The sequence below is a fragment of the Pseudomonas sp. SCPG-7 genome, assembly GCF_002156405.1.
Classification (GTDB): domain Bacteria; phylum Pseudomonadota; class Gammaproteobacteria; order Pseudomonadales; family Pseudomonadaceae; genus Aquipseudomonas; species Aquipseudomonas parakoreensis.
In genome coordinates this window covers 626,414-653,077 of record NZ_MVOO01000001.1, presented here as the reverse complement: position 1 = coordinate 653,077, position 26,664 = coordinate 626,414, and the positions used below count along the sequence as shown (strand labels likewise).

The following is a 26,664-nucleotide window of genomic DNA, read 5'->3' as shown; positions in this document are numbered from 1 at the left end:
AGAGCCTTTGCCATGTTGAAATTTTCTGCTCACGAATACCCTTATCCGTCGCAACGCCAAAGCGTCTTCGCCCGTCGAGGCATGGTTGCGGCGTCCCAACCTTTGGCCGCGCAGGCCGGTATCGAGATGCTGCAGAAGGGCGGTAACGCGATTGACGCGGCCATCGCCACGGCGGCGGCGCTGACCGTGGTCGAGCCTACGGGGTGTGGTCTGGGCGGCGATGCGTTTGCGCTGGTCTGGTTCAAAGACCAGTTGCATGGCCTCAATGCTAACGGTCACGCCCCGGCCAGTCTGAGCATCGAAGCGGTGAAGGCGGCCGGCCATGAGCAAATGCCGTTGTATGGCTGGACGCCCGTGACGGTGCCCGGTTGTCCATCCGCCTGGGCCGAGCTGTCGCAGCGTTTTGGCGTGCTGCCATTTGCCGATCTGCTGCAACCGGCGATCGGTCTGGCCAGAGACGGTTTTCCGTTGTCGCCGGTGGTTGCCCATCAATGGCAGATCGCGCTGGATGAGTTCAGTCCCCATCGCAATGAAGGGCTGCAGGCCTGGTTCGACACGTTCTTGATTGACGGTCGCGCGCCCAGGGCCGGAGAGATTTTCCGTAACCCGGCGCAGGCGCGAACCCTCGAAGAACTGGCCCTCACGCGTTGCGAGAGTTTGTATCGCGGCGATTTGGCGCAACGCCTGGATGCGCATTCGCGGGCAACGGGCGGCTATCTGCGCGCCACGGATCTTGAGCATTACCGCGCGCAGTGGGTCGAGCCCATCCACGTCAATTATCGCGGCGTGGATGTCTGGGAAATCCCGCCGAGCGGGCAGGGGCTGGTGGCGCTGATGGCGCTGAAGATTCTTGAAGGCTTCGACTTCGACCACCGTGACAGTCAGCAGACCTGGCACCGCCAGCTGGAAGCGATGAAACTGGCCTACAGCGATGGCCTGCATTACATCACCGATCCTTTGCACATGCGCGTGGCCGTGGCCGATCTGTTGAGTGACGAGTACAGCACCCGCCGCCGTGCTCAGATTGGCGATCAGGCGCAGCCGCCGAAGCCGGGCGATCCACACGCCAGTGGTACGGTGTACCTGGCCACCGCGGACGGGCAGGGCAACATGGTCTCGTTCATCCAGAGCAATTACCACGGCTTCGGCTCCGGCGTGGTGTTGCCCGACAGCGGCATCGCCCTGCAAAACCGAGGGCAGGAATTCAGCCTTGATCCCGAGCATGCCAACGCGTTGGCGCCGGGCAAAAAGACCTTTCACACGATCATTCCCGGCTTCCTCACCAAGGATGGCCAGGCGCTGGGGCCGTTCGGTGTGATGGGCGGCTACATGCAGCCGCAAGGCCATGTGCAGATGGTCATGAACCTGGTGGATTTCGGCCTGAACCCGCAGTCGGCACTGGACGCGCCGCGCTGGCAGTGGCTCGGCGGCATGAAGGTCGGCATCGAGCAGGGCGCTTCAAGGGATCTGGCCAATGCGTTGGCGCGTCGTGGACATGAGGTGCAGATCGCCAGTGACCTGACGGATTACGGACGCGGGCAGATCATTTTGCGTGATCCGGTGACGGGCGTGCTGTGTGGCGGGACTGAGCCGAGGGCGGATTCGCATATCGCGGTTTGGTAAAGCAGGTTGATTGCCAGGAATTGGCGAATTTTGCCCCTCTGACCGTCTGCGCGGAGAACGGTCAAAGGGGCGAAGTTACAGGTAGGTTGACCAATACACATCTACTTTCTAGCCACACCTACTTCTAGCGTTTTAAGGTTTCAGTTCCCACGCTTTGAGTTTTTTCGCAGCGGTGCCGAAAGGCCCCAACTGGTAGACGGCCGCGCCGGCCGGGGAGAAAACAAACGACTGGAATGCCTCGGTATTCATCTTGTCGAGATAGACACGAGGCGCAATGCCCGTGCTGACGTGTGGATTGAAATTCTCACCCGACATTTTCGGAACAAATGTTGATACGTATTGGATGAGCGCCGCGTCATTGGCGGGGTTGTCGTGCGCAGCAGTAAAAGCGTCAATAGGTCCGGATTCCACCGCAAAGGGCTTTACAGCGGCAATGATGTCCGCTTGCAACTTGATGATTTCCGGCGTTGGCTTCACGCAAATACCTGCGACCCCGACCGCTCCAACGGGAGCGTAGTAGTACTTGAACGCCTCCAGCTTCATCGCGTTCACATTGGCGCTGACGAGGACCTTCTCGGCAGCGGCATAGACCTTGCCGAGATCCTCTGTGCGGACGAAACGCTGAATCAGCGTGATATGTGGACGGTGTTCGGCATCCAGGGCGAAACCCTTCGGGAACACAGCAAGCAGGCGTGCGTTATTGGCGTCGGAGTATCTAAGCATCGTGCTGTCTGGTTCCAACAGGATGTCGATGGCGATGACTTTGGACTGTGCGCTGGTCGCTATCGATGCAAGTACGCTAACCACTACGGCGACCAGGACCGTTTGTATGCGCATAGTATTCATGGGGGCGACTCTCAAAAATAGAAGTCGCACCCAGTGAAACGGGTGCGGCTCGGTTAGCGGGCTCAGCGTTTCATTTTGTGAACATCATTATTGTTTCCCTGCTGACATGTCTTCGATCTGTTTCTGCATCTTTGTCAGATTGAATGAGCCGGGCGTCTGGCTAGGCGGGTAGTCCTTTATGGTCATCAGGAATTTGCCGACCATTTCGGTGATTGGCACGATCGCGTAAACGTGATCGATCCACCAATCGTTGTAGGTATTCGAGTTATGTTGAGCTTTTTCGAACGGGTCGCGGCGCAGGTTGAAGATCAATGGCGCACGCAGTTCAACGAATGGTTCGCGCCAGAGATTCATGGTTTCTTCGCGGTTTTCCATGAAGACGACCTTCCAGTCCTGGAAGCGAGCGGCGACGATCTCACCAATGTCATTCACATAGATGAACTCTTTGCGCGCAGAGTCTTTCGTCTTGCCAGTGAAGTAATCGAGCTGGTTGTAGCCATCGATGTAGTTTTTGTAATGACGGCCATTAAGGTCCGTGCCTTTAAGCAACTGTTCCTTGATGTCCGGCACACCGGCAACGGCAGCGAAGGTCGGCAGCCAGTCTTCATGTGCAACGATGCCGTTAAGCGTGGCGCCTGCCGCAAAATGGCCGGGCCAGCGCACAAACATCGGCACCCGGTAAGCGCCTTCCCAGTTGGTGTTCTTTTCACTGCGGAAGGGAGTGGTGCCTGCATCAGGCCAACTGTTGTAGTGCGGACCGTTGTCCGTTGAATACTGAACAATCGTATTGTCGGCGAGGCCGAGGTCATCAATGACCTTGAGCAGTTCGCCTACTTGCATATCGTGCTCGACCATGCCGTCACTGTATTCATCCTGCCCGGAAATACCGCGATGTTCGGCCTTCACATGGGTACGAAAGTGCATGCGTGTGCCGTTCCACCAGACGAAGAACGGCTTGCCGGCTTTGGCTTGAAGCGTAATAAACTCCTTGGCGGCCGTGACGGTCTCTTCATCAATGGTTTCCATACGCTTCTTGGTGAGCGGGCCGGTGTCCTGGATGGTCTGGCCACCCTTGCCGTCAGCGAACGTGTGGAGCACCCCGCGCGGTCCGTATTTCTTCAGGAATGCAGGGTCTTTCGGATAGTCCAGATTCTCTGGTTCTTCTTGAGCGTTCAAATGGTAGAGGTTGCCGAAGAACTCATCGAAGCCATGCATGGTGGGTAGATGCTCGTCCAGGTCGCCCTGGTGGTTCTTGCCGAACTGGCCAGTGGCGTAGCCCTGACTCTTGAGGATCGTGGCCATGGTCACATCAGTCTTCTGCCAGCCTTCCTTCGCGCCGGGCAGGCCAACCTTGGTCATGCCGTTGCGAATGGGGACGGAGCCACCGATGAAGGCAGCACGTCCGGCGGTGCAGCTTTGCTGAGCGTAGTAGTCAGTAAAGCCCAGGCCTTCCTTGGCGATGCGGTCGATGTTAGGCGTCTGGTAGCCCATCATGCCGCGGTTGTTGTAACTGATGTTCTCGATGCCGATGTCGTCTCCCCAGATGACCAGGATGTTGGGCTTTTTGTCAGCCGCGTGAGCCATGGCTGATAGGAGGACAATCCCGACGACGGCAAATAGCCTGCTCGGGGTTCGTTTTAACGTCATGTGATTTCTCCTTGATTGACTCAGCAATCAAATAATGAAGTCTCGTTTTAGTGCGGTATGACTCCTTGTGTTTATTGCCCGTCAGCGCGGAAACAATTGCAGGGGATTGGCTTACATGCGCCTTTAAGCCGAGTTGCTATTTGAGCAGTGCGCTCATATCGTCCGTGACGCCTTTGATGGCAGCCTTGAAGTCATTGGCGGTAATCGCCTGACTGTTGTTCTCCAGGGTTTTGCCGAACACTTTGCGCACCACTTTTACAACCGGTAAACCGGAGGTGGCATCCACAAAGTAGGCCTCGACATACAGTTCGGTATTCTGATCACGATGACCCGTGGCGGCAGAAACCCCACCCACAACGGCCGCGATCGGCACTATTTCATACCAGTGCATGCCCTCATTGGAGGCTGAAACGCCTGTGATCGCCGCCCGCATGATCAAGGTACGTGAACCGGCAGGTGCGGCTTGCAGGGTGGGTACGACTCTGTATCTTTGCGACAGGGTGTTTTTTACGCTGGTGCTGGCGTAGACCTGCAACGACTGCAGGGTTTGCATGTTGACTCGCTCAGTCGGTTTCGGCGTCGGGTACATTTCCAACTGATTGAAAACCACGGTGTCATAAGCACTCGGTTTGAAGCCTGGAGCCATCCAGCGCATGGTTTTCTGACCGCTCGGAGTCGAGACTTCCTTTAAACCGTCATAACTGGGCAAGAACCCTGAATACTGGTTTTGCTCGGTCACTTTCGAGACGCAACCCGCGAGTAGCAGGCCGCTCAACGCAACACCAATAAATAACGTGCGAGACATGTTCATTTGACGTGGTACTCCAGGGTTGCTTTTTGTTATTCACTGGTCAGGCGCTAGAAGCGCCAAGTCATATTGCCGGTCAAGGTTTGAATCCAGGCATTACTGAACTGGCCGGAAGTACGTTGGCCAGACAAGGACTTAGTTTGATCAACTGGCAAGTCGCCCATCCAGACCACATCCCAGCTGAAGTTCAGGAGGGTGCTTTTATCCAGCGCATAGCTGGCGCCAGTACCCAGGCGCCATGTGGCACCCACCGGCACAACCAGGCTTCGATTTGCGTCGGATACTGCGGAGGTGTCATATGCAACGCCCACATTCCACAGCAACTTTGGGGTTGCCTGATATTGCGCACCCAGCGCCAGTTGGTAGGTGTCTTTGAAGTTGGCATTGACAGTGGTCGACTGTGCACCGGCGGCATTGGTGTCAACCTGCAGGGAAATTTCTCCTAAACTTGACCAGTCCTGCCAGTTGACGGTAGCCAACAACGCCCATTGCAGATCGAGCTGCTGATAAAGGCTGAGCGTGGCTGTTTGCGGCACACTCATACCGATCCTGGTGCTCAGACCGTCCAGATTATTTAACAATGGCCCCGAGCTTTTAACGTCCAGACGATCTTCGAAATCAAGATCGACTTCGCTCGTGTAGGCCAGACCGATCCGGGTAGCTGCCTGAGGTGAATAGATCACACCCAGGTTAGCGCCATAGCCCCAGGTGCCGTCTTCATACTTGTATTGGCCATCGCTGCGGTCGAGCAAACCGAGGGGCGCGCGATTAATCGCTGTCTGCGATTTCAGCATGCCGTACATGGATTTCAGGCCAACGCCCAGCGACCACTGATCATTAAAGCGATAAGCCACACTGGGAACCAATGACAGGCCGACAATGCTGGCGTCCTGCACGTAATAACGGCCAGTCCAGCTATTACCAAAACTTTCCGCCAGACCGAAGTCGCCATAGGAGCCAAATCCGATACTCCATTGATCATCCAGTTTATGGCTGATAAAAAAGCTGGCCCCCGGTGTCAGGCCCAAACCGTTGTCGCCATTACCCCCGCTACTGGTGGTAGACGAATCTTGATCAAAACTCACATTGCCAAACAGCAGTTGGGCACCGGCACTTATTTGTGTGCCCTCCAGATAGCTCATACCTGCCGGGTTGCTGGCGATAGTCGACGGACCTTGAGCCCGTGCAGCAGCGCCGGCATTGACCAGTCCCGTATTATCGCTGCCGACTTCATACAACATGATCCCACCGGCGTGTGCCCACGAAGAGACACAAAGGCACAACGTGCCGCAGATCAGTTTCTTGGCCATCTGAGCGTCCCTGGATTTTTTCAATCCACTGTTATTAGTCTTATCGGAATCAGGCTAAAGATTACGAGGACCGATGAACGTGATCTCGCTGAACGTTCCGAGCACTTTGTTGACGCCCTTCAATGAGGAGTGTCGATGAACGCGGGTCGACCGAGTTGATAAATATCAAGTAACCCCTTCGTTCCCCTCAGGCTGACGCCAACGCACTAGTTCCTCGTTGCCGTTGCCCCGAGGCGCCACTTTCAGCCGTGGGAAACCCTTGAGCGCATGGCGTCGCCTATGTTGTAGAGTTTGCGCATTTATTTGGAATCAAACTCTTCCTGATGAGGCGCATTGACGCTCTGGTATCAACCCGAGGTTGAAACCGCGTGATCTCGATTCGTCATGTGGACGACCATCAAAGGGAGTCATCCAGATGAGAACATACTTCTTCACAAAGACCTCCCGAGATCCAATCGATGGCAGAATCTCCCTGACTTGACTGTTTTGGAGAACACCATGCTTCGTGTGTTTGAACGAAGACTCGATCCATTCCCGCCTGACGAGTTGCCACCGCCGCCCAACGGTCTGGCCAGGTTTCTCTGGGCCTGCACTCGGGGGGCGCGCGGCTACGTCCTAGCGCTGGCGTTGCTCAGCGCCGCCGTGTCGATTTATGAAGCGTGGCTGTTTTCCTTCCTCGGCCAGGTCGTCGATCTGCTCTCGACCTGGCAGGCGGGCGGGGAAGCGGCTGCGCAGGAGCGTCGCGTGTTGTGGGGCATGGGCATCGTCATGGTGCTCAGTGTCGGATTGGTAGCGTTGCGTACCATGGTTCAGCACCAGATTCTGGCAATTAACCTGCCACTGCGCCTGCGCTGGGATTTCCATCGGCTGATGCTGCGGCAAAGCCTTTCGTTTTTCTCCGATGAGTTTTCCGGACGGGTCACGACCAAGGTGATGCAGACAGCGCTCGCGGTGCGCGACGTGCTGTTCACCATGATCGAGATCCTGCCCGGGATCGGCGTGTACTTCATTGCAATCATTGCCTTGGCCGGCGGTTTTGCGCTGAAGCTGATGCTGCCGTTTCTCGCGTGGGTCGTGTTGTTCGGGCTGGCCATGGGGTACTTCGTGCCGCGGCTGGGCAAGGTCGGCCAGGAGCAGGCCAACGCGCGCTCGATGATGACCGGGCGTATCGCCGACGCGTACACCAACATCACCACGGTGAAACTGTTCTCCCACTCCAACCGCGAAGCGCACTTTGCACGGGCGGCGATGGAGGATTTCAAGCAAACCGGTTTTCGCCAGATGCGTCTGGTCAGCCTGTTTGAGATCGTCAATCAGGCCCTGGTGGTGGCATTGATCATGTCAGCGGGCGGCTATGCCCTGTGGCTGTGGCACCAGGGCGATGTCGGCGCCGGCGCGGTGGCGGCGATCACCGCCATGGCGTTGCGGATCAATGGCATGTCGAACTGGATCATGTGGCAGATGACCTCGCTGTTCGAAAGCATCGGCACCGTTCAGGACGGCATGGCGACCCTGACCCAGGGCACCAAGGTGCAGGACGCGCCGGATGCCGGCGTGTTGGTGACCTCGGGCGGCGCTGTGACGTTCGACAAAGTGAAATTCAATTACGGTGGCGAGCGTCAGGTGCTCGATGGCTTGAGCCTGAGCATCCGCCCCGGGGAAAAGATCGGTCTGGTGGGCCGCTCCGGTGCCGGCAAATCGACGCTGATCAACTTGCTGCTGCGTTTCTATGATGTCGACAGTGGCGAGATTCGGATCGACGGCCAGAACATTGCGCACGTGACTCAAGACAGCCTGCGCAGTGCCATTGGCATGGTTACGCAGGACACTTCGCTGCTGCACCGCTCGATTCGCGACAACATTGCCTACGGCCGGCCCGATGCCACCGACGCGCAGATCCGCCGCGCGGCGGCCAACGCCCAGGCTGACGAATTCATCAGCCAGTTGAGTGATCGCCAGGGTCATACCGGTTACGACACTCTGGTGGGCGAGCGCGGGATCAAGCTGTCCGGCGGCCAGCGCCAACGGGTGGCGATTGCCCGGGTGATGCTGAAGAACGCACCGATTCTGCTATTGGACGAAGCCACCAGTGCGCTGGATTCGGAGGTTGAAGTGGCGATTCAGGAAAGCCTCGACGACATGATGCAGGGCAAGACCGTGATCGCGATCGCCCATCGACTGTCGACGATTGCGGCGATGGACCGGCTGATTGTCATGGATGACGGACGCATCATCGAGCAGGGCACCCACGCCGAATTGCTGGAGAAAAACGGCGTGTATGCACGGCTGTGGGCGCATCAGAGCGGCGGCTTCCTGGGTGAGGACAAAGGCGTGATCGAGGCGGTGGATCAGGCCTGACCCACCGACGTTGCTCGTGCCGTCGGGGCAGGGTGACGCGACGTCATCAGGCCGATAAAGGAGATTGCCAGCGCCAGACCAATAGTGGTGGTGACTTCGGTGCGGTGCTGCGGGGTGATCATCATGACCGCCAGCGCCGCACAGATGAAGCCGATCACCAGCCACGTCAGCCAGGGAAACAGCCACATGCGGAAGGTCAGCTCGACCTTGCGCTGTTGCAATATCCGCCGCATGCGCAGCTGCGACACCGCAATCGCCAGATACACCAGCAAGGCAATCGCCCCGGAACTGGCCAATAGAAACTCGAACAGCCCGGCGGGCATGAAGTAGCTCCATACGGTGATCGATGCGCCCAGCACGGTGCTGGCGATCACGGCGGCCCGTGGCACGCCAGCCGCGGAAGTCGCCTTCAGCGCTTTTGGTGCATCGCCTCTACGACCCAGCGAGTACAACATGCGCGAGGCAATGTAGATCGAGGAGTTCATGCAACTGGCCACGGCGATCAGGACGACGACGTCGACCATGAACTTGGCATTTGGAATGTTCATGATTTCCAGGGCGCGCTGATACGAGCCCACCGAGGCCAGCAACGGATCATTCCAGGGCACTACGGAGATGACCACGAAGATCGACAGCAGGTAAAACACGCCAATGCGCCAGATCACCGAGCGGGTGGCCTTGGCGATGTTCTGCGCCGGGTTATTCGATTCGGCAGCGGCAATGGTCACCGCTTCAGTGCCGATGAAGCTGAACATGATCGTGATGAAAGCGCCGACCACCGCCGACAAGCCGTTGGGCGCAAAACCGCCGTGCGTGGCCATCAGACTGCTCAATCCGCTGACTTCACGGTCGGGAACCCAACCCATCAACACGGCAAAACCGACACCGATGAAGCCGATGATTGCCACGACCTTGGCCATGGCGAACCAGAACTCGAACTCACCATATTTGGACACGCTGAACAGGTTGGTCACCACCAGCGCAATGATCGATCCCAACGCGAACAGCCAGGCATCGACCTGCGGAAACCATTGGTTCAACACATGCCCGGCTGCCAGCGCTTCGATAGGAATGACCAGCACCCAGAACCACCAGTACAACCAGCCGATGGTAAAACCGGCCCAGCGGCCGATGGCCTGGTCGGCATAGGTGGAGAACGAACCGGTGTCCGGATTGGCCACCGCCATCTCGCCGAGCATGCGCATGACCAGCACGACGAGCAAACCGGAAAACAGATAGGCGAGCAGCACGGCCGGCCCCGCTGCGGCAATGGCGTGCCCTGAACCGACGAACAAACCGGCGCCGATAATCCCGGCGATGGACAGCATTGTGACGTGACGAGGCTTGAAGCCCTGCGCCAATTGGCTACTCGAATCCATGGAGTTCGGGCTGATCATCGGTATTTTTATTCTCTGCTGATCGACATTTAAGCGAATTGAACGGGCACCCGATCGAGCACCATCGTTGCCTGCTGAAACTCCCGAAAGAAGCCCGTCCAACCGCCGCAGTTCTTATCAACCCCATGATCCGAGCGGGGTCATTTGATACGAAGACACGGCACCTTAGCCGGCCTTGTCGCTGATTCAGTAGCCTGATTGCGCCATGATCGTGTCTGATATCGACATGTGAATACCATGGGGTCGTATTGGAATTTTCTACGAATCTCTCAGCTATTCGACCGAACCGCGCATCAGCAGGGAAAAGATCGATGCGAATATGTCAACATTCAGGGCGGTAGATCAGATAGCGTCCGCCGGCGAGTGGCTGACTATTACGATGGGGGCTTTTGGACAGGGGCTATGCAATGGATCTGAAGTTCAGTCATGTAGATGTACTGGTCAATAATCTCGAGGAAGCCTGTGCTTACTACGCACACATACTAAACGCCAGGATTTCCAAAACGCTTGTCTGGGAGCGGGGCGGTCTGCATGTTCGCTACGCGATTGCACTGATAGGTCAAGAACGTTTCATGCTGGTGCAACCGTTGGCAGGCAATCTGAAAGAACTTTTGGATTCTTCAGGTGAAGGCATGATTTACCGCCACTGCTACTCAACGAAAGATATCGAAAAAGCCTATGACGAGCTGATGGACGCGGGTGTTCAGCCTCAAGACGAAAATGGAGCGCCATTGCCTCGCGCGAATCTGCAATCCCCGGCCGGCACACGCATTATCTGGTTACCAAAGCGCTTCGGGCATTTCTCTATCGAGATACTCGAAGAAAAGGCGCTGGAAGCGTTTATCGAGACTGCGTTTATCTGAAAAATAGCGGCCACTCCTGGATTAAGTGACTTGGCAATGGCGGCGAGCTGTGCAGTGCCAACGCCAGCTTTTATTCGATTGCAGCCCTTCGCTAACAGGCAACAACTGGGATAGGTCGGCCAAAAGCAGCCGTTAGGGAAAGACGGATCTACAAAGCAGGCACTGCCTGCCATCGGATCAAGTTCGCTTGAGTTGGAACGCAATCTTAATCGCGGCTTCAGCCTGGCCAGCGAGCAAAGCTATTTGCGGGGGGATGAGAACCTCGCCCCAAGACAAGTTTGTCGCGACGGACACAATCAAATGCAGCTCGTAATGGCGTCCGTTTAACTCGGTTTTGACCCAAGCAAGAGTGCTACCTAGAGTGTCAACTGTTACTGGGATAGAGATAAACCTGCTTTGGTCCGTCGGTCGCACACCGCCGCGACGACATTCAAAGTGAACAGCCATCCGTTCATAGGTCTGAGCGTCAATGCCATGCACGACGACGAAATAGTTTGAGCAATCATATTGGTCCACCGTAGTAATCATAAATTTACAGTCCAGTGCAGAGACCAATCTGTGTTGATATCTAAGCAGCAAAAGTTTTCTTGGGGCCGGTTTCTGCCATTATCCATTATTGACTGACTGCCTTGGGTCCGTAATCAGTCGACCGGTTGAATCCGCAGCCGATAGCTGCCACCCACAAACAACTGTCATAGGCCAAAAGCCGCCCACCAGCAGCCAATAAATCTGCCGTCCTCACTCGCCACAAAGCGTTACTCACCAAGCCACCATTCAAGTACCGGCAGTTGCCGGGGCTCGCCACACACCGGGCGCGATACATTGCGCACATGCCGGGCACCGAGTCGCTCGTAGAAGGCTTGGGCCGACGGATCGGACTCCACCGACAAGGTGGACACGCCCAGGCCGCGTGCCACAGCCAGTGCATGCTCCACCAGGCGTCGTCCGTGGCCTCCGTTCATGGCCGACGGGTCGACCCAGCAATGCTCCAGTTGCCAGCCATCCTCGTCGCGCTCCAATCCATAGAATCCCAGTGGCGGGCCATCCGCCGCGACCAGCACCGCGTAATGGCCGGTCAGATGTGCCGGGGTTAACGTCAGCGCCGGTTCCCAGGCCTCCATCCATGCTTCGGGATAACCCCAGTGGGCCTTGCTGCGCCGGGCCAGGGCACTCAGCGCCGGTGCATCCGCGCCACGGCATAGCCGCAGGATCGGCGTCTCGTCCGCCAATAACGCTCGCGCCGCCGGGTCAGTGGCCAGCAGGCTGTACTGGTGCAGGCTGAGGAAGCGCTCGTCCTTGTACTCCAACTCCCGCAGGGTTCCCTCAAACACGAAACCGAGCCGCTCCAGCAGGCGGGCGCTGGCGGGGTTTTCCGGCTCGACGTCGGCGTGAATGCGGTGGACGCCGAGGTTGCTCAAGGCGAAGCGCAGAAGGGTGGGCAGGCAAGCCTGCATCAGACCTCGCCCCCAGTAGTCCGGCATCAGCCAGTAGCCGATATCCAGGCTGCGATCGGCATGAGACCAATCATTGAAGCCACAGGCGCCCACCAATTCATCGCGCCCCGGCAGTGCGATGCCCCACCAGATACCCCGGCGTTCTTCCAGCAATGCGTCGTACCAGCGCATCTGTTCGTCCGTCGCTTCGAGGCTGTTGTAAGACACGCCATAGTGGGCAATCACCTGCGGGTGAGACAGCCCGGCGAAAATCGCATCGACATCACGACGATGAATTCGCCGCAGCGTGCAGCGTGGCAGGAAAAACTCGGGGAAATCAGCAATAAGGTCCATCAAATTCACTGCGCCAGGTGAGTGCAGGAATACTCGCAGCAAAGTGGCCAGACGCACAGATACAGTCAGGGAAGGGCTGGGCGTAACAGACTGACACTCATGCCGAACTGCTGGAGAGGAAGGGCGTTTATACGCGGCGGCGTGCGCATCAGGTCGGAGCTTTTGGGTCTACAGTCTTGTGTATCGGGCACTGGAAGCAATTGAAATGAACCTGTCATCTTCGCTCTCACCGCCAAGGTATGTCTGCCTGCTGGGCTATGGCGGTTTACTACCGTTTATTGGCCTTGTGCTACTCATCCTCACATCTTTGGAATATCGAATGTTTTGGGCGGTAGCGCTGGTCAACTATGGCGCTGTCATCCTCAGCTTCATCGGCGCCTTGCACTGGGGGTTCGCCATGTCAGTGCAAAACATGAGTGACGAACTGCGCCGCGACCGGCTTATGTGGAGTGTCATGCCGGCCCTTGTCGCTTGGCTCAGCACGTTACTGCCGGTGCCAGTGGGTTGCTTGCTGTTGATCATCGGATTTGTCGTGCACTTCTGGCAAGACCGGCAGTTGGTTCGGGTTGTGAGCCTGCAAGCCTGGTACCTGCCAATGCGATTGCGCCTGACGGCCGTGGCGTGTGTTTGCCTGCTGACTGGCGCAGTTGCTGTAGTCATTCATTCGTGAAACCGCGCCTGCCCGAATCGTCTGCAGTGAGAGTGTCTTAACAAGATCATGGATGAGCAACTTGCCGCCTCACGACGGCAAGTTGCATCAGGCCCTACAAGGTAAACGACAGCGCGGAGAAAACCATCCCGCCGCTGCCCGCCCAGCCCATGCAAAACTGCCCGGTCTCGGCTTCGCCACGACTCATCGCATCGAAGATGCCGTAGGGGATGGACGCGGTAATGATGTTGCCGGTCTTATGCCCGACGTGGTGCAGCTTGTGATCAATACCGATCAGTTGCCCAATGTGCTCCCACATCTTGGGTGAACCGGTATGAATAAATACTTTATGAACATCCGCCGCAGAGACGTTTTGCAAGTTGAAGACTTTTATCGCTTCGTTGCGACCGTCTTCATGCAAGGCTGCTGCGTAGGAATTGAATTGATACTGGCCGCCGGTCGGTGAAATACGCGGAATATCTTCCTCATTACAGAACAGTTTCCAGTCCGGCAGGGAGATGGTCGACAAGTCACTCAAGTCCGGCCGGTTGATGTACGAGAACTTGAAGTTGCCGGGGGCTTCATGACTGAGGATGGTGACCGTGACAGCTTCGCCAATGGTAAAACTCGGAAACTTGTAAGCCAGTTCCGCCGACGACTGTAAAGAGAAGTTCTTGGGCATCACCGGCCCGCCAGCAGACATGCCAAATTCCATATTGACGATCGCCGCGTAGCGAATCTCGCCGGCCTGCATTTTACTGTTGATGACATCCATGGCGGTCACCCAGCCGTTGCAGGCGTCCACCACATCGAAGTTTCTGCAGCTCAGCCCCAGCGCCTTGGCGATGAAGGTACTGTTGGCCGGCTCGATGAAGCCTCGCGTGACGTTCGGATAGATCAGCAGGTCCAGATCGGCCTTGTCGATATTGGCTTGGGCGAGCGCGGAGTTGAATGCTGTCTCCATGAGTTCCATCGGCGTCTCGTCGGCGCCCAGCCAGTGCCGCGTGCCGCTGCCGCTTTTTTCAAGCAACTTGCTGATGGTCTTCAAGGTTTTTGGCAAGTCTTCCTGGAACGTATCTTTAGAGTGTTCCTCGACCAGGTTTATAACGTCTTGATTGCTGATAATGCGTGACGGGAGAATCCCGGACAGCCCAACTATTTTCATATGACTTCCTTGTTGAAAGTATGCATCCGTGGGCAATGGCTGCGGATGAGCAAACCCTTACTCATCCCTGTAAGGAGCCACTGGCGGCAATACTTTTAGCACAAAGAAAATGCGGATCAAGAAAGTTGTTGGTTATTTTCCTCAATCGAATTGAATCATGATCTGAGTCAATTTAACGCGTCATTCCTTATAAACGAGCGCATCCACCACAACCCCGAACGCGGACGAATGTTCACGACGATTCGGGTAGTAAAGGTGGTAACCGGCAAACGGTTGGCACCAATCCTCAAGTACGCGCACCAGTGTGCTGTTGGCCAACTGGCTCATGACCATGTCTTCCGGCAGAAACGCCAGCCCGCAGCCTGCCTCCGCCGCACGCAGGATCGGCATGCTGCTGTTGAACGTCCATTGCCCCTCGACGCGCGCCTTGAGTTCGTGACCGTCTTTTTCAAAATCCCATTGCATCAGGCTGCCGTGGGTGGGCAGGCGCAGATTGATGCAGTTGTGCGCAGCCAGATCGCTCGGTGCCTGCGGGATCGGTCGGTGCTTGAAATACTCGGGAGACCCCACTACCGCGATGCGCAATGACGGACCGATCGGCACGGCAATCATGTCCTTCGCCACCTGATCGCCCAGACGCACGCCGGCGTCATAGCGCTGTGCAACGATGTCGGAAAGGGCATAGTCGACCGTGATTTCGACCTTGATGTCCGGGTAGTCGGGCAGCACCTTCAACAGCTTCGGCCAGAGGATATTGTTGGCGGCATGTTCGGACGCCGAGATCCGCACATTACCGACCGGGGTGTCGCGAAATTCACTGACCGCAGCCAGTTCCAGTTCGATCTCATCGAAGCGCGGCGCCATCGACTGATACAAGCGCTGGCCGGCCTCGGTCGGCGAAACGCTGCGTGTGGTTCGCGTCAACAGGCGCACGCCCAGCCGAGCTTCGAGGGCGCGCATGGTGTGGCTCAGCGCCGACTGCGAGACACCCAGTTGTGCGGCTGCGCGGGTAAAACTGCCTTCGCGGGCGATCACCACGAAGGCTTGCAGGTCGTTGAGGTTGGCGCGGGACATTGATGAGGGCCTCTCATGAGGGACGCGGGATTATTCCATGAAAGCAGGTTGCGCATGGATGCGCGACCCTCAAGGCGCTCATCACAGGGTGCGTGCGTAAAATTCGCTGAGCTTGCCAATCGCCGCATCAACATATTGCGGCACCCAGTAGGTTTCGATATGCGTCGCGCCATCGAGAATGAACACTTCCTTGTCCGAGGTGCCGGTGGCTTTGGGGAAGGCATCCTGAGTCATGTACAGGCTGTCGGCCTTGCTGCCGGCGATCATCAGCAAGGGTTGATTGATCAGTTCAATGTGGTCGGTGGCGTCGAAACGCATCAAATCCAGCAAGCTGCTGGTGGTGTATTTGAAGGTCGAGTTGGGGTGTGCGTGGGTTTTCCAGTAGTACTCGTAGCCCTGGCGATACAGTTCGAAGGGCAGTTTGGCTATCTGCTCATCGGTGAGGTTGGCATCGCCCGAATACAGCACTGCACCGCCGGCCGCTTCCTGCGCGCGGGCTGCTGATGCCTGTTGCAAACGTTGCTGGATGCTGTCGATTTGCGAGTCGTTGTAGCCGTTGCGGCGTACCCGGCCCGAGTTGAACATGCTTACGGTCGCCAGCGATTTGAAGCGTTTATCGGTTTGCGCCGCCGCCAACGAATAGCCGCCACCGCCGCAGATGCCAAGCAGGCCCAGACGCTTGTCATCGACACCGGCAAACTGGCTGATGAAGTCGGCCATGCCGTGGATGTCCTCGATGCGATACGCCGGTTTATCGATGCTGCGCGGCTGACCACCGCTGGCGCCCTGATAGGCCGCATCGGCCGTGATGGTGATGTAGCCCTGTTCCGCCAGGCGCTGGGCATACAGACCGGCAACCTGTTCTTTGACGCCGCCATTGGGGTGTGCAACGACCACGGTCGGGTAAGTCTTCTGCGCGTCGTAGTTGGCCGGGGTGTACACGTTGGCGGCGATGTCCAGACCATTGAGCGAGTACTTGACCGGGTGGATATTGACCTTGCCCGGTTCGTTCTTGCTGATCGCGCCGTCGTAGGCGAGGGTGAAAGGGTTCTTTTTGTAGTCGGCGGCCAAGGCCTCGCCCGCCGAGAGGCCGACCAATGCCGACATGAGCGTGGCTTTGAGAGTGTTCTTCACGTGAAGCTCCTGAGCAATCAATTAGGGCGGCAGTTGCAAAAGTGTTGGGGTCAGTCCAGCTGTTTTTCTTTGAGGAATTGCGCGACCAGGTCAGCGATCTGCACGTTGTTCAGATCCGACATGGGGAAGTGGGTGTTGCCGTGAATGCCAATCTCCGGCAGGTGGATCAGTCGCACATCACCGCCATGTCGATTGACCGCGTCACGCCAAAGCCGGGCCATTTTCAAGCGTGCGCGCCAACTGTCCTGAGCAGGCAGGTCGACGGCCTGTTCCGGGATGTTATCGCCGTAGAGGATCAGAATCGGAATGCGCGTCAGCGCCATGAATTGCTCCATGGGCACCGCTGCGCCTTGCACCGTGTCGAACGCGCTGGGAATCGGCGCCGGCACTTCACCGTCAGCAAACACGAAACTGCTGCCCGGTTCGAATGCCACGATGGCTTTGACCTTGTCGTTCTTGATCGCCGTCAACCAGCCCGGCCCGCCACCTTGCGAATGGGTGAACAAAATCCCCGGGCCGATTTTGTCGAACAGCGCCGACACGCCGTCGGAGACCACGCCCATGTCGAACGGCCCGGTGTTTGGCGTCATCGCCCGGAAAAACTGCTCGCGGGTTTGTGCGTCCTGTGCCACTTGTACGCCATTGAAGTAGTTGGGCCATAGGCCGATGCGGAACTGGTTGAACCACAGTTGTTCGTCAGGCACAGGCTTGAGTGTGGTCTCGACCATGCTGCGTCCGGCATCGCCACGCCGAGGCTGATCGATCAGATAGACGCCGTAGTGCCGGCGCAGAAAGATGTTCTGAAACCCCTCGCGGCCATCGGCAGTGGTTTCCCAGGTCTTGGAAAATTGTCCCGCGCCGTGCCACATGACGATGGGCAGTTTTCGCGCATCGACCGGGATCTGATAGAACGCGTAGGCGTGGTCACCGTGGTAAGTCTGGCCGTTGGGCGCCATCGGTTGGCGCGGGTTGAAAGTGCCCGGTGCCGTGATCATCGTTCCGCCAGCGGCGAAGCTGCCTTGCTTCTGGATCAGCAGCGGGCCTTCGGAAGGGTTTGCGCAGGCCGCCAGCAGGCTCAACAGTGAGAGGCACAGCAAATGTTTTGCAGCTTTCATGTCATGCCCCCGAAGCTGCGAGGGCTTGGGTCAGCGCGGTGTCGGCACGTTCAGCCGTCTGCGCATCGCCGTGTTTTTTCAGCAGCTCGGTAACCTGGCGCAATTGTGCCGCGCTGAGACCGACGCGCAGGCTCGCCGCCATGTGCGAGCGCAGCTGCGATTCCACCCCAGGCGTGGCTGCCAGCGCCCCGACAGTCGCCAGTTCGCGGCTTTGCCAGTCGAGGTTGTCGCGCTCGAAGATGTCGCCGAACAAGTGTGTTTGCAGGAAGCGGTTGATCACCGGAGCAAACTCGAACACCGGGCCTTTGACCGGGCCGCCGGAGATTCTGGTTTGATTCGCGGTGCCGGCGGCCAGCAGTTCGTCACCGGTCGGGATAGCGCGGCCCGGCTCGCGTCCCGGCGCATCATCGATGCCGCGCTGTTGGCGCGCCTGCACCACCGTCATCAGCTCGTTCAAGGCGTTGAGGCTGCGCGGGAAGCCGACATACGCGTAGAGCTGCACCAGAATTTCGCGGGTTTCGCTGATGGTCAGGCCGGCATCGAGTCCCTGGTTGAGCGCGGTGTTGAGGTGAGGCATGTCACTGGTCGCCATGAAAGCCGCGATCAGTGAAATCGCTTGTTGTTGGCTCGACAATGTCGTTGCGCTGGCGGGTGTGTTGGTCATGGTTTGCGCTGCCTCGGCTGCTTGAGTGGTAACGCTGAAGATCGCCGCAACGCCCAGACAAAGCGCCATGAGTGCGGAGAGGGCGGTGCACTTGCGTGCGTCAGTGGTCATCATGAAAGGTTCCATCCATTGCAGGTCACTGCGGTGTTGCTGGATCGTACGGAGGATGGTTGTGGCGATTAACCCCGAAAAGGCGCATGGACTCCTGAGCAAAACTCATGAGTCAACGTTGCCATCACCGCTGGAGTCCTGACTCGGCCCCGCTGTTACGGGGCCCGGAGGTCAGATGATGGTTTGCCGGAAGAGTCCGAACGAACAACTTCGACACATTCTGTAACTTCATTGGCCGGCGTATTGCGCCTCCGAGACTTGCTCGGCCCAGGTGACGGTCTGGCCGTCCTCGGCTTCAGCAATGGCGATGTGGGTCATGCCACTGTTGGCCGTGGCGCCGTGCCAGTGCCGGGTGTTCGGCGGAATCCAGACAGTGTCGCCCGGACGGATTTCCTGACGCGGGCCGCCCTCTTGCTGCACATAGCCAACGCCAGCGGTGACGATCAGCGTTTGCCCCAGCGGATGGGTGTGCCACGCCGTGCGTGCGCCAGGTTCGAAGGTCACCGTGCCGCCGGCGATGCGCGCGGGCGCGTCACCTTTGAACAAGCCATCGACGCGCACAGCGCCGGTAAAGTTTTGCGCCGCGCCCTTGATCGAGGGCTGGGTACCGTTCGGGGTAACGCGGATTTCACTGGCAGCCTGGGCTTCTGCGGTCATGAGTGAGAAAGCCACGAGTGGCGCGATCAATCGGTTCATCGGATCAACTCCGGTCAGGCAATGAAAGCGGCGCCGCACGCAGCGCCGCGTTGGGCAGACTCAAAGTCCGGTCATTTTCAGTGCCGACTCCGGCAGGCGTTCACCGTGCACCTGAATTTGCGCCATCTGCTCGTTGATCACGCGCAGATCATCTGCGCTCAATGGCAACTCGACCGCGCCCAGGTTTTCTTCCAGGCGATGCGGTTTCGTCGTACCCGGGATCGGCACAATCCACGGTTTCTGTGCGAGCAACCAGGCCAGGGCCACTTGTGCCGGCGTGGCGTGTTTGCGTTGCGCGACGGCTTTCACCACATCGACCAGCGCCAGATTGGCCCTGCGCGCTTCAGGGGAAAAGCGCGGGACGACATTGCGGAAATCGCTTGCGTCGAACTGCGTGTGCTCGTCGATCTGACCGGTGAGGAAACCGGCGCCCAGCGGGCTGAACGGAACGAAGCCGATCCCCAATTCTTCCAGCACCGACAGCAGTTCCAGCTCCGGGCCGCGCCAGAACAGCGAATATTCGCTCTGTACCGCCGTGACCGGTTGCACCGCGTGAGCCCGGCGTATGGTCTCCACACCCGCCTCAGACAGGCCAAAATGCTTGACCTTGCCCTCGGCGATCAGCGCCTTGACCGTGCCGGCGACGTCTTCGATGGGTACCTGCGGATCAACGCGGTGCTGATAAAACAGGTCGATGCAATCGGTGCGCAGACGCTTCAACGAGGCCTCGGCCACGGCGCGGATATGCGCCGGGCGGCTGTTGGTGCCGCCGCCGCGTGCGCCGGTGATCAGGTCGATATCGAAGCCGAATTTGGTAGCAATGACGACTTGCTCGCGGATCGGCTGCAAGGCCTCGCCCAGCAGTTCTTCATTGGCGAACGGGCCATACGCTTCAGCGGTGTCGAACAAGGTGACGCCTTGCTCGTGGGCCGAACGAATCAGCTTGATCATGCTGGTTTGGTCGGCAGCCGGCCCGTAGGCCGACGTCATGCTCATGCAACCAAGGCCCAGTGCGGACACTTTCAGGCCATTGCCCAACGTGCGGATTTTCATGATGTCACTCCGTACAGAATTCGATTAACGCGTGAGGGGGTGATCGCTCAGCCAGCCATTCACGCGCTCCATGGTCTTGCGCTCTTGCTCACCCTCCATCACAAAACCTTCCAGAACCTTAGTCTTCGGCGCGTGCTTGACGAGCACGCTGCGACTGTTGCCCAAGCCATAACCGCCGTGGGTGTTGAAGGGGATGAGGGTCTTGCCGGTCAGGTCGTGGGCGCTGAGGAAGGTGCGCACGATCGGCGGCGCGGTTTCACCCCAGATCGGAAAGCCGAGATAAATCGTGTCGTAGTCGCTGAGGGCGTGAACCTTGTTTTGCAGTTCGGGTTCGAAGCCGCTGTCACGCTCCTGACGCGCCTGTTCCACGGTTTGCAGATAGTCCTCGGGGTAGGCGTGGGCCGGGCGAATCTCGAACAGATCGGCACCCAGCCCACGCTGGATCAGCCCGGCAACCACGCGGGTATTGCCCGAGCGCGAAAAGTACGCGACCAGAATCCGCGAGCCTGAGCGCGGTGTTGCACTGGCGCCTTGCGTGTCGGCGAGCGACAGCAGCGGAGCGCTGGCCAGTGCGGCGATCACCGTGCGCCGCAGCGGATCGTGATCGTTGCTCATCGACCGACACGCGCTTTAAGGGCCTCGGGATAGCGCTCGCCTTCGATGCGGATCTGCGCCAGCGCAACATCAATCGCCTTCAGCTCGGCTGCATCGAGGGTGATGTCGGCGCCGCCGAGGTTTTCTTCCAGGCGATGCAGCTTGGTCGTGCCCGGAATCGGTACGATCCACGGTGCCTGCGCCAGCAGCCAGGCCAAAGCGATCTGCGCCGGTGTTGCGTGTTTCTGCGCGGCGATCTGGCGAATCAATACCACCAACCCCTGATTGGCTTGCAGCGCCGATTGGCTGAAGCGCGGCACGATGCTGCGAAAATCGTCGCTGCCGTAAGTGGCCTCCGCCGACACCGTGCCGGTGAGAAAGCCCTTGCCCAAAGGGCTGAATGGCACGAAGCCGATGCCCAACTCCCAAAGCGTCGGCAGGATTTCCTGTTCGGGCTCGCGCCACCACAGCGAGTATTCGCTTTGCAGCGCCGTGAGCGGCTGCACCGCGTGCGCACGGCGAATGGTCTGTGCACCGGCCTCCGACAGGCCGAAATGCTTGACCTTGCCTTCGCTGATGAGGTCTTTCACCGTCCCGGCGACGTCTTCGATCGGCACGTCCGGATCGACGCGGTGTTGGTAAAGCAAATCGATGTAATCGGTTTTCAGTCGGCGCAGCGAACCTTCGACGGCGACCCGAATACGTTCGGGCCGGCTGTCCAGAGTCTGCTTTGTGTTGTCAGCACCGACGGCGAAGCCGAATTTGGTGGCGATCACGACCTGGTCACGAACCGGGGACAGCGCCTCGCCGACGACTTGCTCATTGAGATAAGGGCCGTAAAACTCGGCGGTATCGAAGAAGGTGACGCCTAGATCAACGGCCTTGCGAATCAGCGAGATCGCTTGCGGCGTTTCTGTCGCTGGACCGTAGCCATGGCTCAAGCCCATGCAGCCAAAGCCCAAAGCTGACACTTGCAGTGAACTGTTTCCGAGTGTGCGCTTGTGCATGTCGATCTCCCGTCAGACGTTGGGAGCACAGTAAGCGAGCGTGAGTAAGGGCACTAGACGGGTAAATCGGCAAGGGTTTATGAGGCTCACTCATCAGTCACTCGATGTGTCGACCGCGCTCTGCCGGCATCTGAATGTGACGTTGCGAGCAACGGTCTCCCAGAAGGGATAAATACCTTCCATGCCAATTTCTGTCACATCGTTGCGTAAAAGCCTCAAGATGGCCCTAACATCCACGATAAATAGGGAACTATTAACGTCCACAAATAGACTGAGCTGCTGTTGCGACGTCGCACGAAACAATTTCTACAAAAAATGGAGCACACAATGGGCAGGGCACGCGATGAGTTTGATTTCTGGTGGGGTACGTCCGGGTCGTGGGTGGAGCCGCCGAATGTGCGCCGCAGCGGCACCAGCGGTGTCCAGCTGATTGTTCAAGGTGACAAGACGTTTTTTGTAAAGCGTCAGACCGGCCATTTGTTCCGCAGTCTGCGTTACCCCACTGGCCGACCCACCGCATTGCGTGAAGGCGTTGCCCTCTCAAGACTCGAGCAACTGGGCGTGAATGCGCCAAGGCCGGTATTTTATGGCGCGAGAAAAGTCGACGGCCTATGGCAGGGTGTTCTGGTGACCGAAGACCTGGGTGGCTTCATCGATCTGGATACCTGGTATGGCCAGGGCGCTGCAAGCCTGTTGACCACAGCGCAACATCTGCGACTGCTTGAACGTTTAGCGCAAATGCTGGCGCGGCTGCACTCGGGCAAATGGCAGCACGGTTGCATGCGTTCCAAACACATCTTTATCAAGGCGTCGATTACTGACGCTGACTTCGATTTCGAACTGGCGCTGCTGGACCTGGAGAAGTCTCGCGGTCGTGCTACGGCAATGGGCGCGGCGCGTCACGACATTCCTCAACTCAGACGGCATTCTTTCTGGGATGAGTCGCAGTGGCGGCATTTCCTTTCCTGCTACGAGCAAGCCCTTGGCAGAACTTTGTAAGAAGGTTGTGCGGCAGTGACACCCGCTCAATCTGCGTGTCCCACGGCGCCTGACAATAGCACCAGCGAACGCCGTCCGGATTGGTACTGGGCGCGCTCAGGCGTGGGTTGGCGGGCGACCGCAACAGTCGCCCGCTGACTGCTCAGATTTGCGCCTGGCCGCCGTCAACAAACAGCTCGATACCGTTGACGAAACTGGCGTCATCCGAGGCCAGAAACAACGCCGCACTGGCAATTTCATCAGCCTCACCGACACGCCCCATGGGAATCAGCGACGCCAGGTAGTCGAGCAAGCCCTGCTGTTGAGCGGCATCAGGGCCGGCCAAATCAACCAGGCCAGGCGTGCGGGTGGCGCCGGGGCTGATGGTGTTGACGCGCACCTGGCGGTCTTTCAAATCCAGAATCCAGTTGCGGGCAAACGAGCGCACGGCGGCCTTGGACGCGGCGTACACACTGAAGGCGGCCGTGCCCGAACTGCCTGCCGTAGAGCCGGTGAGAATCACCGAGGCTTTTGGAGCCAGCAGCGGCAGCGCCTTTTGCACAGTGAACAGCACGCCTTTTACGTTGCGATTGAAGGTGTCGTCGTACTGCTGTTCCGTGATGTCACCCAGCGGCAGCATGGATCCACCGCCAGCATTGGCGAACAGCACGTCGATTCGGCCGTGGGTCGCGCCAATCTGGCGATACAACGCGTCCAGCTGATCAAGGTTGGTGGAGTCCACCTGCACGCCGGTGGCGTTGCCAACTGCGGTAACAGCGGCGTCCAGTTCTGCTTGGCGACGGCCCGTGATATAGACGTGAGCGCCTTCCTGAGCGAAGCGTTTGGCGGTGGCCAGACCGATGCCTGTAGTGCCGCCGGTTACCAACGCAATTTTGCCTTCGAGTTTGTTAGTCATGGTGTTTCTCCCGTATTTCGATTGAGTGAGTTGCGGTGTGGGAGAAGCTTATCGACGGGGAAAAACTTTCAAAATAGAATTGCCTGAAACCTATCGTTGCAGAAATGAAATGAGCAGACTTCCGGATTTCGAAGGGTTGGCAATGTTTGCCAAGGTGGCCGAAGAGGGCTCGTTCGCCGGCGCGGCGCGCGTCATGAGCGTGTCGGTGCCGACGGTATCGCGGGCGGTCGCGCGGTTGGAGGCGCGCCTGGGTGGGCGCTTGTTCAACCGTACGTCGCGGCAACTGGCACTTACTGAATTCGGCGCGAGCATGGCGGCCAAGGCGGGTGAGATTTATCGGCAGGCTGAAGAGGTGGAAAGCGAGGCTCAGGATTTATCGGTCCAGCCCCGCGGCCAAGTACGCTTGGCGATACCCATGTCGTTTGGCTTGCGTTGGGTGGCACCGCTGATGCCGCAATTGCTGCGCCAGTATCCCGAGCTGTCGATTGACTTGCACCTTTCAGATGCCTCGGTAGACCTGATCGCCGAGGGCTTCGATGCCGCCTTGCGCATCGCCGTATTGCCGGATTCCTCGCTGGTTGCACGGCGACTGTGTGCCGTCACTCAATACCTGGTCGCTTCACCGGCTTATCTGGACGCTCATGGCCATCCTGGCCACCCCCGCGAACTGGCGTCCCGCACGTGCCTGAGTTATGCCTACCGGGCCCGCAGCCAAGTGTGGCGGTTCACCCATAAAGACGGCAGCGAAGAAGACGTGGTGCCCAGCGGCCCGCTGAGAGTGACCAACTCGGATGCGTTATTGCCGGTGTTGCTTGAGGGCTTGGCTATCGCCGAACTGCCGGAATTTATCGCCAGCGAATACTTGAAAGACGGGCGCTTGGTGGTGGTGTTACCGCAATGGAGCATGGCCCGTGGCGGTTTGTATTTCGTCACTCCCTCGGCGCGTACACGGCCAGTGAAAATCAAAGCGCTGTCGGACTTTTTTGCCGAACATCTAAGCCAGCCTGAATGGCGATGGCCGTCATGAGACGTTGCGCACATGGCTTTCAATTATGAAACGATGATTTTCATTAACGTCTGTTTTTGAAATCGAAGGGGTCCCTTAACGTAGTCAGGTCAGCACCGCAGTGTGCCCGTCCCTTATGCGTTTCGGAGAAAGTCGTCATGAAAAATGCCGTGGAGTTACTGCAAAATTACCTGGATGCCATTCAGACGCCGTACCTGGCGGCAGCACTTTTCGCGGAGGATGGCGTGCTCGAGTTGCCGTACCTGGCGTCGCTGGGCATACCCCATCGCGTTCAAGGCCCTGCCGCCATCGAGGGATTCATCGGCTCGTTGCTCGGTAAAGTGCCGGATTTCAAATTTCGCAATGTGCGCTTTTTGATCGACACACCCGATCAGGCGTTTGCCGAATACAGCGTAGAGGCCTTGGTGCCTGCCACTGGGCGCCTCTACCGGCAAATGTACGCCGGCCGCCTGGTGGCCAAGGACGGCAAAATTCAGCTGCTGCGCGAATCCCTGGATACCGTGGCCGCTGCCAAAGCGTTCGCGCCGGTTGATTCAGAGCGAGGCTAATAAGTCGCGATTATTCCGGTATGGCGGGCAGGGATTGTGCGCTTCTGGCCGCCATTGGCCGCTCACGGATGTACGCTTTCGGCCCAGAGTTTTTAAAAACTCTAGTTACCATCCTGTAAAGCCAGTTCAGGGAGCCTGACCTGTGGGGCCCAGTTTGGCTTCATCGTCGAACTCAGACACCCATCTCAAATGTGAATGAAGGGTTGTCTCTGTACCATTATTTTTGCGTATTCATTTGCAAGGGAAGCCAATGAAACGGGGCGCATCAGAACGAGGGTTTCTGGGGCAGGGCAGAGGCGTGGTTGCGGCCATGGGTCAGGCATGAGTGCCCGGGTCAATCAACAGGCGCAACGTCTATTGGAATGCTGATGGTTGCGAGAGTGACAAGTTGGCTAAAACAGGCGCTGGTGCGTGCTCAGCACATAAGTCACGCACCAGACTCGTTTGAATAATTACCACTGACCGCTTCCGAGACAGGCGATTATTTCCCAGCCACTGAATTCCCACCAGGAATAGCGCTCATCGGAGCAACTTCTGGCCAGACTGGCCGTCTGGATTTCTCCGGCTTTTCGCTGGGTTGCGAAAGGCGTGTCAATCGAGGCGGTCGCCTGCTTGACCGTCTGTGGAGCAGTGATGGTCGTTGGATGCACGGCAGCGTTTGTGACGGTTGCGGCGAAAGCAAGCGTCGCGCAGATGGCCAGAGTTGTCATGGGCTTTTTCATGTTCGAATCCTTTCAGTTAACTGACAGCGGGCTTATACAGCGGCCCCGACCTGCCTTCTGAACAGATCGGGCATTCGCGTAATGTGACGCCAGAAAAGCCTATCACTGCGCTATCTCCAGAACAGTCGCACAACTTTGCTATTGACAACTTGTTGAACGGCCAGTCTTCGTCAAGGGCGCTGGATCGAGTCAAATAATCTGAACCCCGCCTGAACGCCCACGCCTAACGATCAGCTTGTGTTTATTCGCACAGGCCCGGTGCCAATACCGGCACATTTCGAGAGGTTGTCAACGTGGCTAAAGACGAGAAGAAAAGCAAAAAAGACGATGCTTCGAAAGCCAGCAAGGACTTGAAAGACAAAAAGTCCTCGCCGGAAAAGAAATCGGCGGCAGCCTCGACGCTTTCCAAGTCTTCCGACAAGAAAGACAAGAAGAAAGACGCCGAACCGAAAAAGTCTGCCAAGAAAGCCGATAGCAAGCCGGAAAAGGCCAAGGATGCAAAGAAGGCTGACAAGCCGGCGAAAAAGAAGAAGTAATACCTGCGACTCGCCAGGGCATTGCGCCCTGGCGTG

General features: G+C 58.0%; 25 protein-coding genes. 8 read left to right on the top strand and 17 right to left on the bottom strand.

All coding sequences use genetic code 11. From position 1 onward, the window contains the following. Positions 1 to 12 precede the first annotated feature (12 nt). On the top strand, positions 13 to 1,623 hold the full coding sequence (locus B1722_RS02985) for a gamma-glutamyltransferase family protein (RefSeq protein WP_086791270.1): 1,611 nt from the start codon (positions 13 to 15) through the stop codon (positions 1,621 to 1,623). Positions 1,624 to 1,755: 132 nt separating this feature from the next. Here the strand turns inward: B1722_RS02985 and B1722_RS02980 are convergent, their stop codons facing one another. The 4 genes from B1722_RS02980 to B1722_RS02965 all read right to left on the bottom strand — a co-directional run bounded on the left by B1722_RS02980 (position 1,756) and on the right by B1722_RS02965 (position 6,234). After that, positions 1,756 to 2,469: a hypothetical protein gene (locus tag B1722_RS02980; protein ID WP_218186287.1), complete on the bottom strand. Its 714-nt coding sequence runs from the start codon at positions 2,467 to 2,469 to the stop codon at positions 1,756 to 1,758. Between the two features lie 87 nt (positions 2,470 to 2,556). Then, positions 2,557 to 4,116, bottom strand: coding sequence for an arylsulfatase (locus B1722_RS02975; RefSeq protein ID WP_086791268.1), 1,560 nt, complete (start codon positions 4,114 to 4,116; stop codon positions 2,557 to 2,559). 136 nt (positions 4,117 to 4,252) lie between these two features. Next, positions 4,253 to 4,927, bottom strand: a complete 675-nt coding sequence (locus B1722_RS02970) for a DUF3313 domain-containing protein (protein ID WP_041064016.1) — start codon at positions 4,925 to 4,927, stop codon at positions 4,253 to 4,255. 47 nt (positions 4,928 to 4,974) lie between these two features. After that, a complete protein-coding gene (locus tag B1722_RS02965; protein ID WP_052510576.1) occupies positions 4,975 to 6,234 on the bottom strand; it encodes an OmpP1/FadL family transporter in 1,260 nt (419 codons plus the stop codon). A 498-nt stretch (positions 6,235 to 6,732) separates the two neighbouring features. Here B1722_RS02965 and B1722_RS02960 point away from each other — a divergent pair, with 498 nt between their 5' ends. Next, complete coding sequence (locus B1722_RS02960) at positions 6,733 to 8,592, top strand: ABC transporter ATP-binding protein (RefSeq protein WP_041064014.1); 1,860 nt, start codon at positions 6,733 to 6,735, stop codon at positions 8,590 to 8,592. Here the strand turns inward: B1722_RS02960 and gabP are convergent. After that, positions 8,583 to 9,989 carry a GABA permease gene (gabP, locus tag B1722_RS02955; protein WP_041064012.1) on the bottom strand — a complete coding sequence of 469 codons (1,407 nt, stop codon included), beginning with the start codon at positions 9,987 to 9,989 and terminating at the stop codon, positions 8,583 to 8,585. The genes B1722_RS02960 and gabP overlap by 10 nt on opposite strands. 407 nt (positions 9,990 to 10,396) lie before the next feature. Here gabP and B1722_RS02950 point away from each other — a divergent pair, with 407 nt between their 5' ends. Continuing rightward, positions 10,397 to 10,852 (top strand): VOC family protein, encoded by a 456-nt coding sequence (locus B1722_RS02950; RefSeq protein WP_086791266.1) that lies wholly within the window; start codon positions 10,397 to 10,399, stop codon positions 10,850 to 10,852. 755 nt (positions 10,853 to 11,607) lie between these two features. On the opposite strand, the gene B1722_RS02940 is transcribed toward B1722_RS02950, so the two are convergent. Then, positions 11,608 to 12,639, bottom strand: coding sequence for a GNAT family N-acetyltransferase (locus tag B1722_RS02940; protein WP_086791264.1), 1,032 nt, complete (start codon positions 12,637 to 12,639; stop codon positions 11,608 to 11,610). A gap of 205 nt (positions 12,640 to 12,844) precedes the next feature. Here B1722_RS02940 and B1722_RS02935 point away from each other — a divergent pair, with 205 nt between their 5' ends. Next, positions 12,845 to 13,309, top strand: coding sequence for a DUF3429 domain-containing protein (locus B1722_RS02935; RefSeq protein ID WP_041064004.1), 465 nt, complete (start codon positions 12,845 to 12,847; stop codon positions 13,307 to 13,309). Positions 13,310 to 13,403: 94 nt separating this feature from the next. Here B1722_RS02935 and B1722_RS02930 read toward each other — a convergent pair whose 3' ends face one another. The 9 genes from B1722_RS02930 to B1722_RS02890 form a co-directional block, all read right to left on the bottom strand. After that, positions 13,404 to 14,453, bottom strand: coding sequence for a 3-oxoacyl-[acyl-carrier-protein] synthase III C-terminal domain-containing protein (locus tag B1722_RS02930; RefSeq protein ID WP_041064001.1), 1,050 nt, complete (start codon positions 14,451 to 14,453; stop codon positions 13,404 to 13,406). Between the two features lie 180 nt (positions 14,454 to 14,633). Further along, positions 14,634 to 15,527: a LysR family transcriptional regulator gene (locus B1722_RS02925; RefSeq protein ID WP_086791262.1), complete on the bottom strand. Its 894-nt coding sequence runs from the start codon at positions 15,525 to 15,527 to the stop codon at positions 14,634 to 14,636. A gap of 81 nt (positions 15,528 to 15,608) precedes the next feature. Then, positions 15,609 to 16,661, bottom strand: a complete 1,053-nt coding sequence (locus B1722_RS02920) for an alpha/beta hydrolase (RefSeq protein ID WP_086791260.1) — start codon at positions 16,659 to 16,661, stop codon at positions 15,609 to 15,611. Positions 16,662 to 16,711: 50 nt separating this feature from the next. Next, positions 16,712 to 17,656, bottom strand: coding sequence for an alpha/beta fold hydrolase (locus B1722_RS02915; protein WP_174376813.1), 945 nt, complete (start codon positions 17,654 to 17,656; stop codon positions 16,712 to 16,714). A 121-nt stretch (positions 17,657 to 17,777) separates the two neighbouring features. Continuing rightward, positions 17,778 to 18,554 (bottom strand): carboxymuconolactone decarboxylase family protein, encoded by a 777-nt coding sequence (locus tag B1722_RS02910; RefSeq protein WP_174376759.1) that lies wholly within the window; start codon positions 18,552 to 18,554, stop codon positions 17,778 to 17,780. A 225-nt stretch (positions 18,555 to 18,779) separates the two neighbouring features. Further along, positions 18,780 to 19,247, bottom strand: coding sequence for a cupin domain-containing protein (locus B1722_RS02905; RefSeq protein ID WP_086791256.1), 468 nt, complete (start codon positions 19,245 to 19,247; stop codon positions 18,780 to 18,782). A 60-nt stretch (positions 19,248 to 19,307) separates the two neighbouring features. Continuing rightward, the gene (locus B1722_RS02900; RefSeq protein ID WP_086791254.1) at positions 19,308 to 20,300 is read right to left on the bottom strand and encodes an aldo/keto reductase; all 993 of its coding nucleotides are present in this window, start codon (positions 20,298 to 20,300) and stop codon (positions 19,308 to 19,310) included. Positions 20,301 to 20,324: 24 nt separating this feature from the next. Continuing rightward, positions 20,325 to 20,915: a flavodoxin gene (locus B1722_RS02895; protein ID WP_086791252.1), complete on the bottom strand. Its 591-nt coding sequence runs from the start codon at positions 20,913 to 20,915 to the stop codon at positions 20,325 to 20,327. Further along, positions 20,912 to 21,901: an aldo/keto reductase gene (locus B1722_RS02890; protein WP_041063987.1), complete on the bottom strand. Its 990-nt coding sequence runs from the start codon at positions 21,899 to 21,901 to the stop codon at positions 20,912 to 20,914. Before B1722_RS02890 ends, B1722_RS02895 begins: the two co-directional genes overlap by 4 nt. A 282-nt stretch (positions 21,902 to 22,183) precedes the next feature. Here B1722_RS02890 and B1722_RS02885 point away from each other — a divergent pair, with 282 nt between their 5' ends. Further along, entirely contained in the window at positions 22,184 to 22,900 is a 717-nt protein-coding gene (locus B1722_RS02885) for a lipopolysaccharide kinase InaA family protein (RefSeq protein WP_371851361.1), read from the top strand. A gap of 142 nt (positions 22,901 to 23,042) precedes the next feature. Here B1722_RS02885 and B1722_RS02880 read toward each other — a convergent pair whose 3' ends face one another. Then, on the bottom strand, positions 23,043 to 23,795 hold the full coding sequence (locus B1722_RS02880; RefSeq protein ID WP_041063981.1) for an SDR family NAD(P)-dependent oxidoreductase: 753 nt from the start codon (positions 23,793 to 23,795) through the stop codon (positions 23,043 to 23,045). Between the two features lie 109 nt (positions 23,796 to 23,904). Here B1722_RS02880 and B1722_RS02875 point away from each other — a divergent pair, with 109 nt between their 5' ends. Further along, positions 23,905 to 24,822 carry a LysR family transcriptional regulator gene (locus B1722_RS02875; protein WP_086791248.1) on the top strand — a complete coding sequence of 306 codons (918 nt, stop codon included), beginning with the start codon at positions 23,905 to 23,907 and terminating at the stop codon, positions 24,820 to 24,822. A 137-nt stretch (positions 24,823 to 24,959) separates the two neighbouring features. Next, positions 24,960 to 25,370 (top strand): nuclear transport factor 2 family protein, encoded by a 411-nt coding sequence (locus B1722_RS02870; protein ID WP_086791246.1) that lies wholly within the window; start codon positions 24,960 to 24,962, stop codon positions 25,368 to 25,370. A gap of 452 nt (positions 25,371 to 25,822) precedes the next feature. On the opposite strand, the gene B1722_RS02865 is transcribed toward B1722_RS02870, so the two are convergent. Then, positions 25,823 to 26,092, bottom strand: coding sequence for a hypothetical protein (locus B1722_RS02865; protein ID WP_041063976.1), 270 nt, complete (start codon positions 26,090 to 26,092; stop codon positions 25,823 to 25,825). Between the two features lie 293 nt (positions 26,093 to 26,385). On the opposite strand from B1722_RS02865, the gene B1722_RS02860 reads away from it, so the two are divergent. Continuing rightward, on the top strand, positions 26,386 to 26,628 hold the full coding sequence (locus B1722_RS02860; protein WP_086791244.1) for a hypothetical protein: 243 nt from the start codon (positions 26,386 to 26,388) through the stop codon (positions 26,626 to 26,628). Positions 26,629 to 26,664 lie beyond the last annotated feature (36 nt).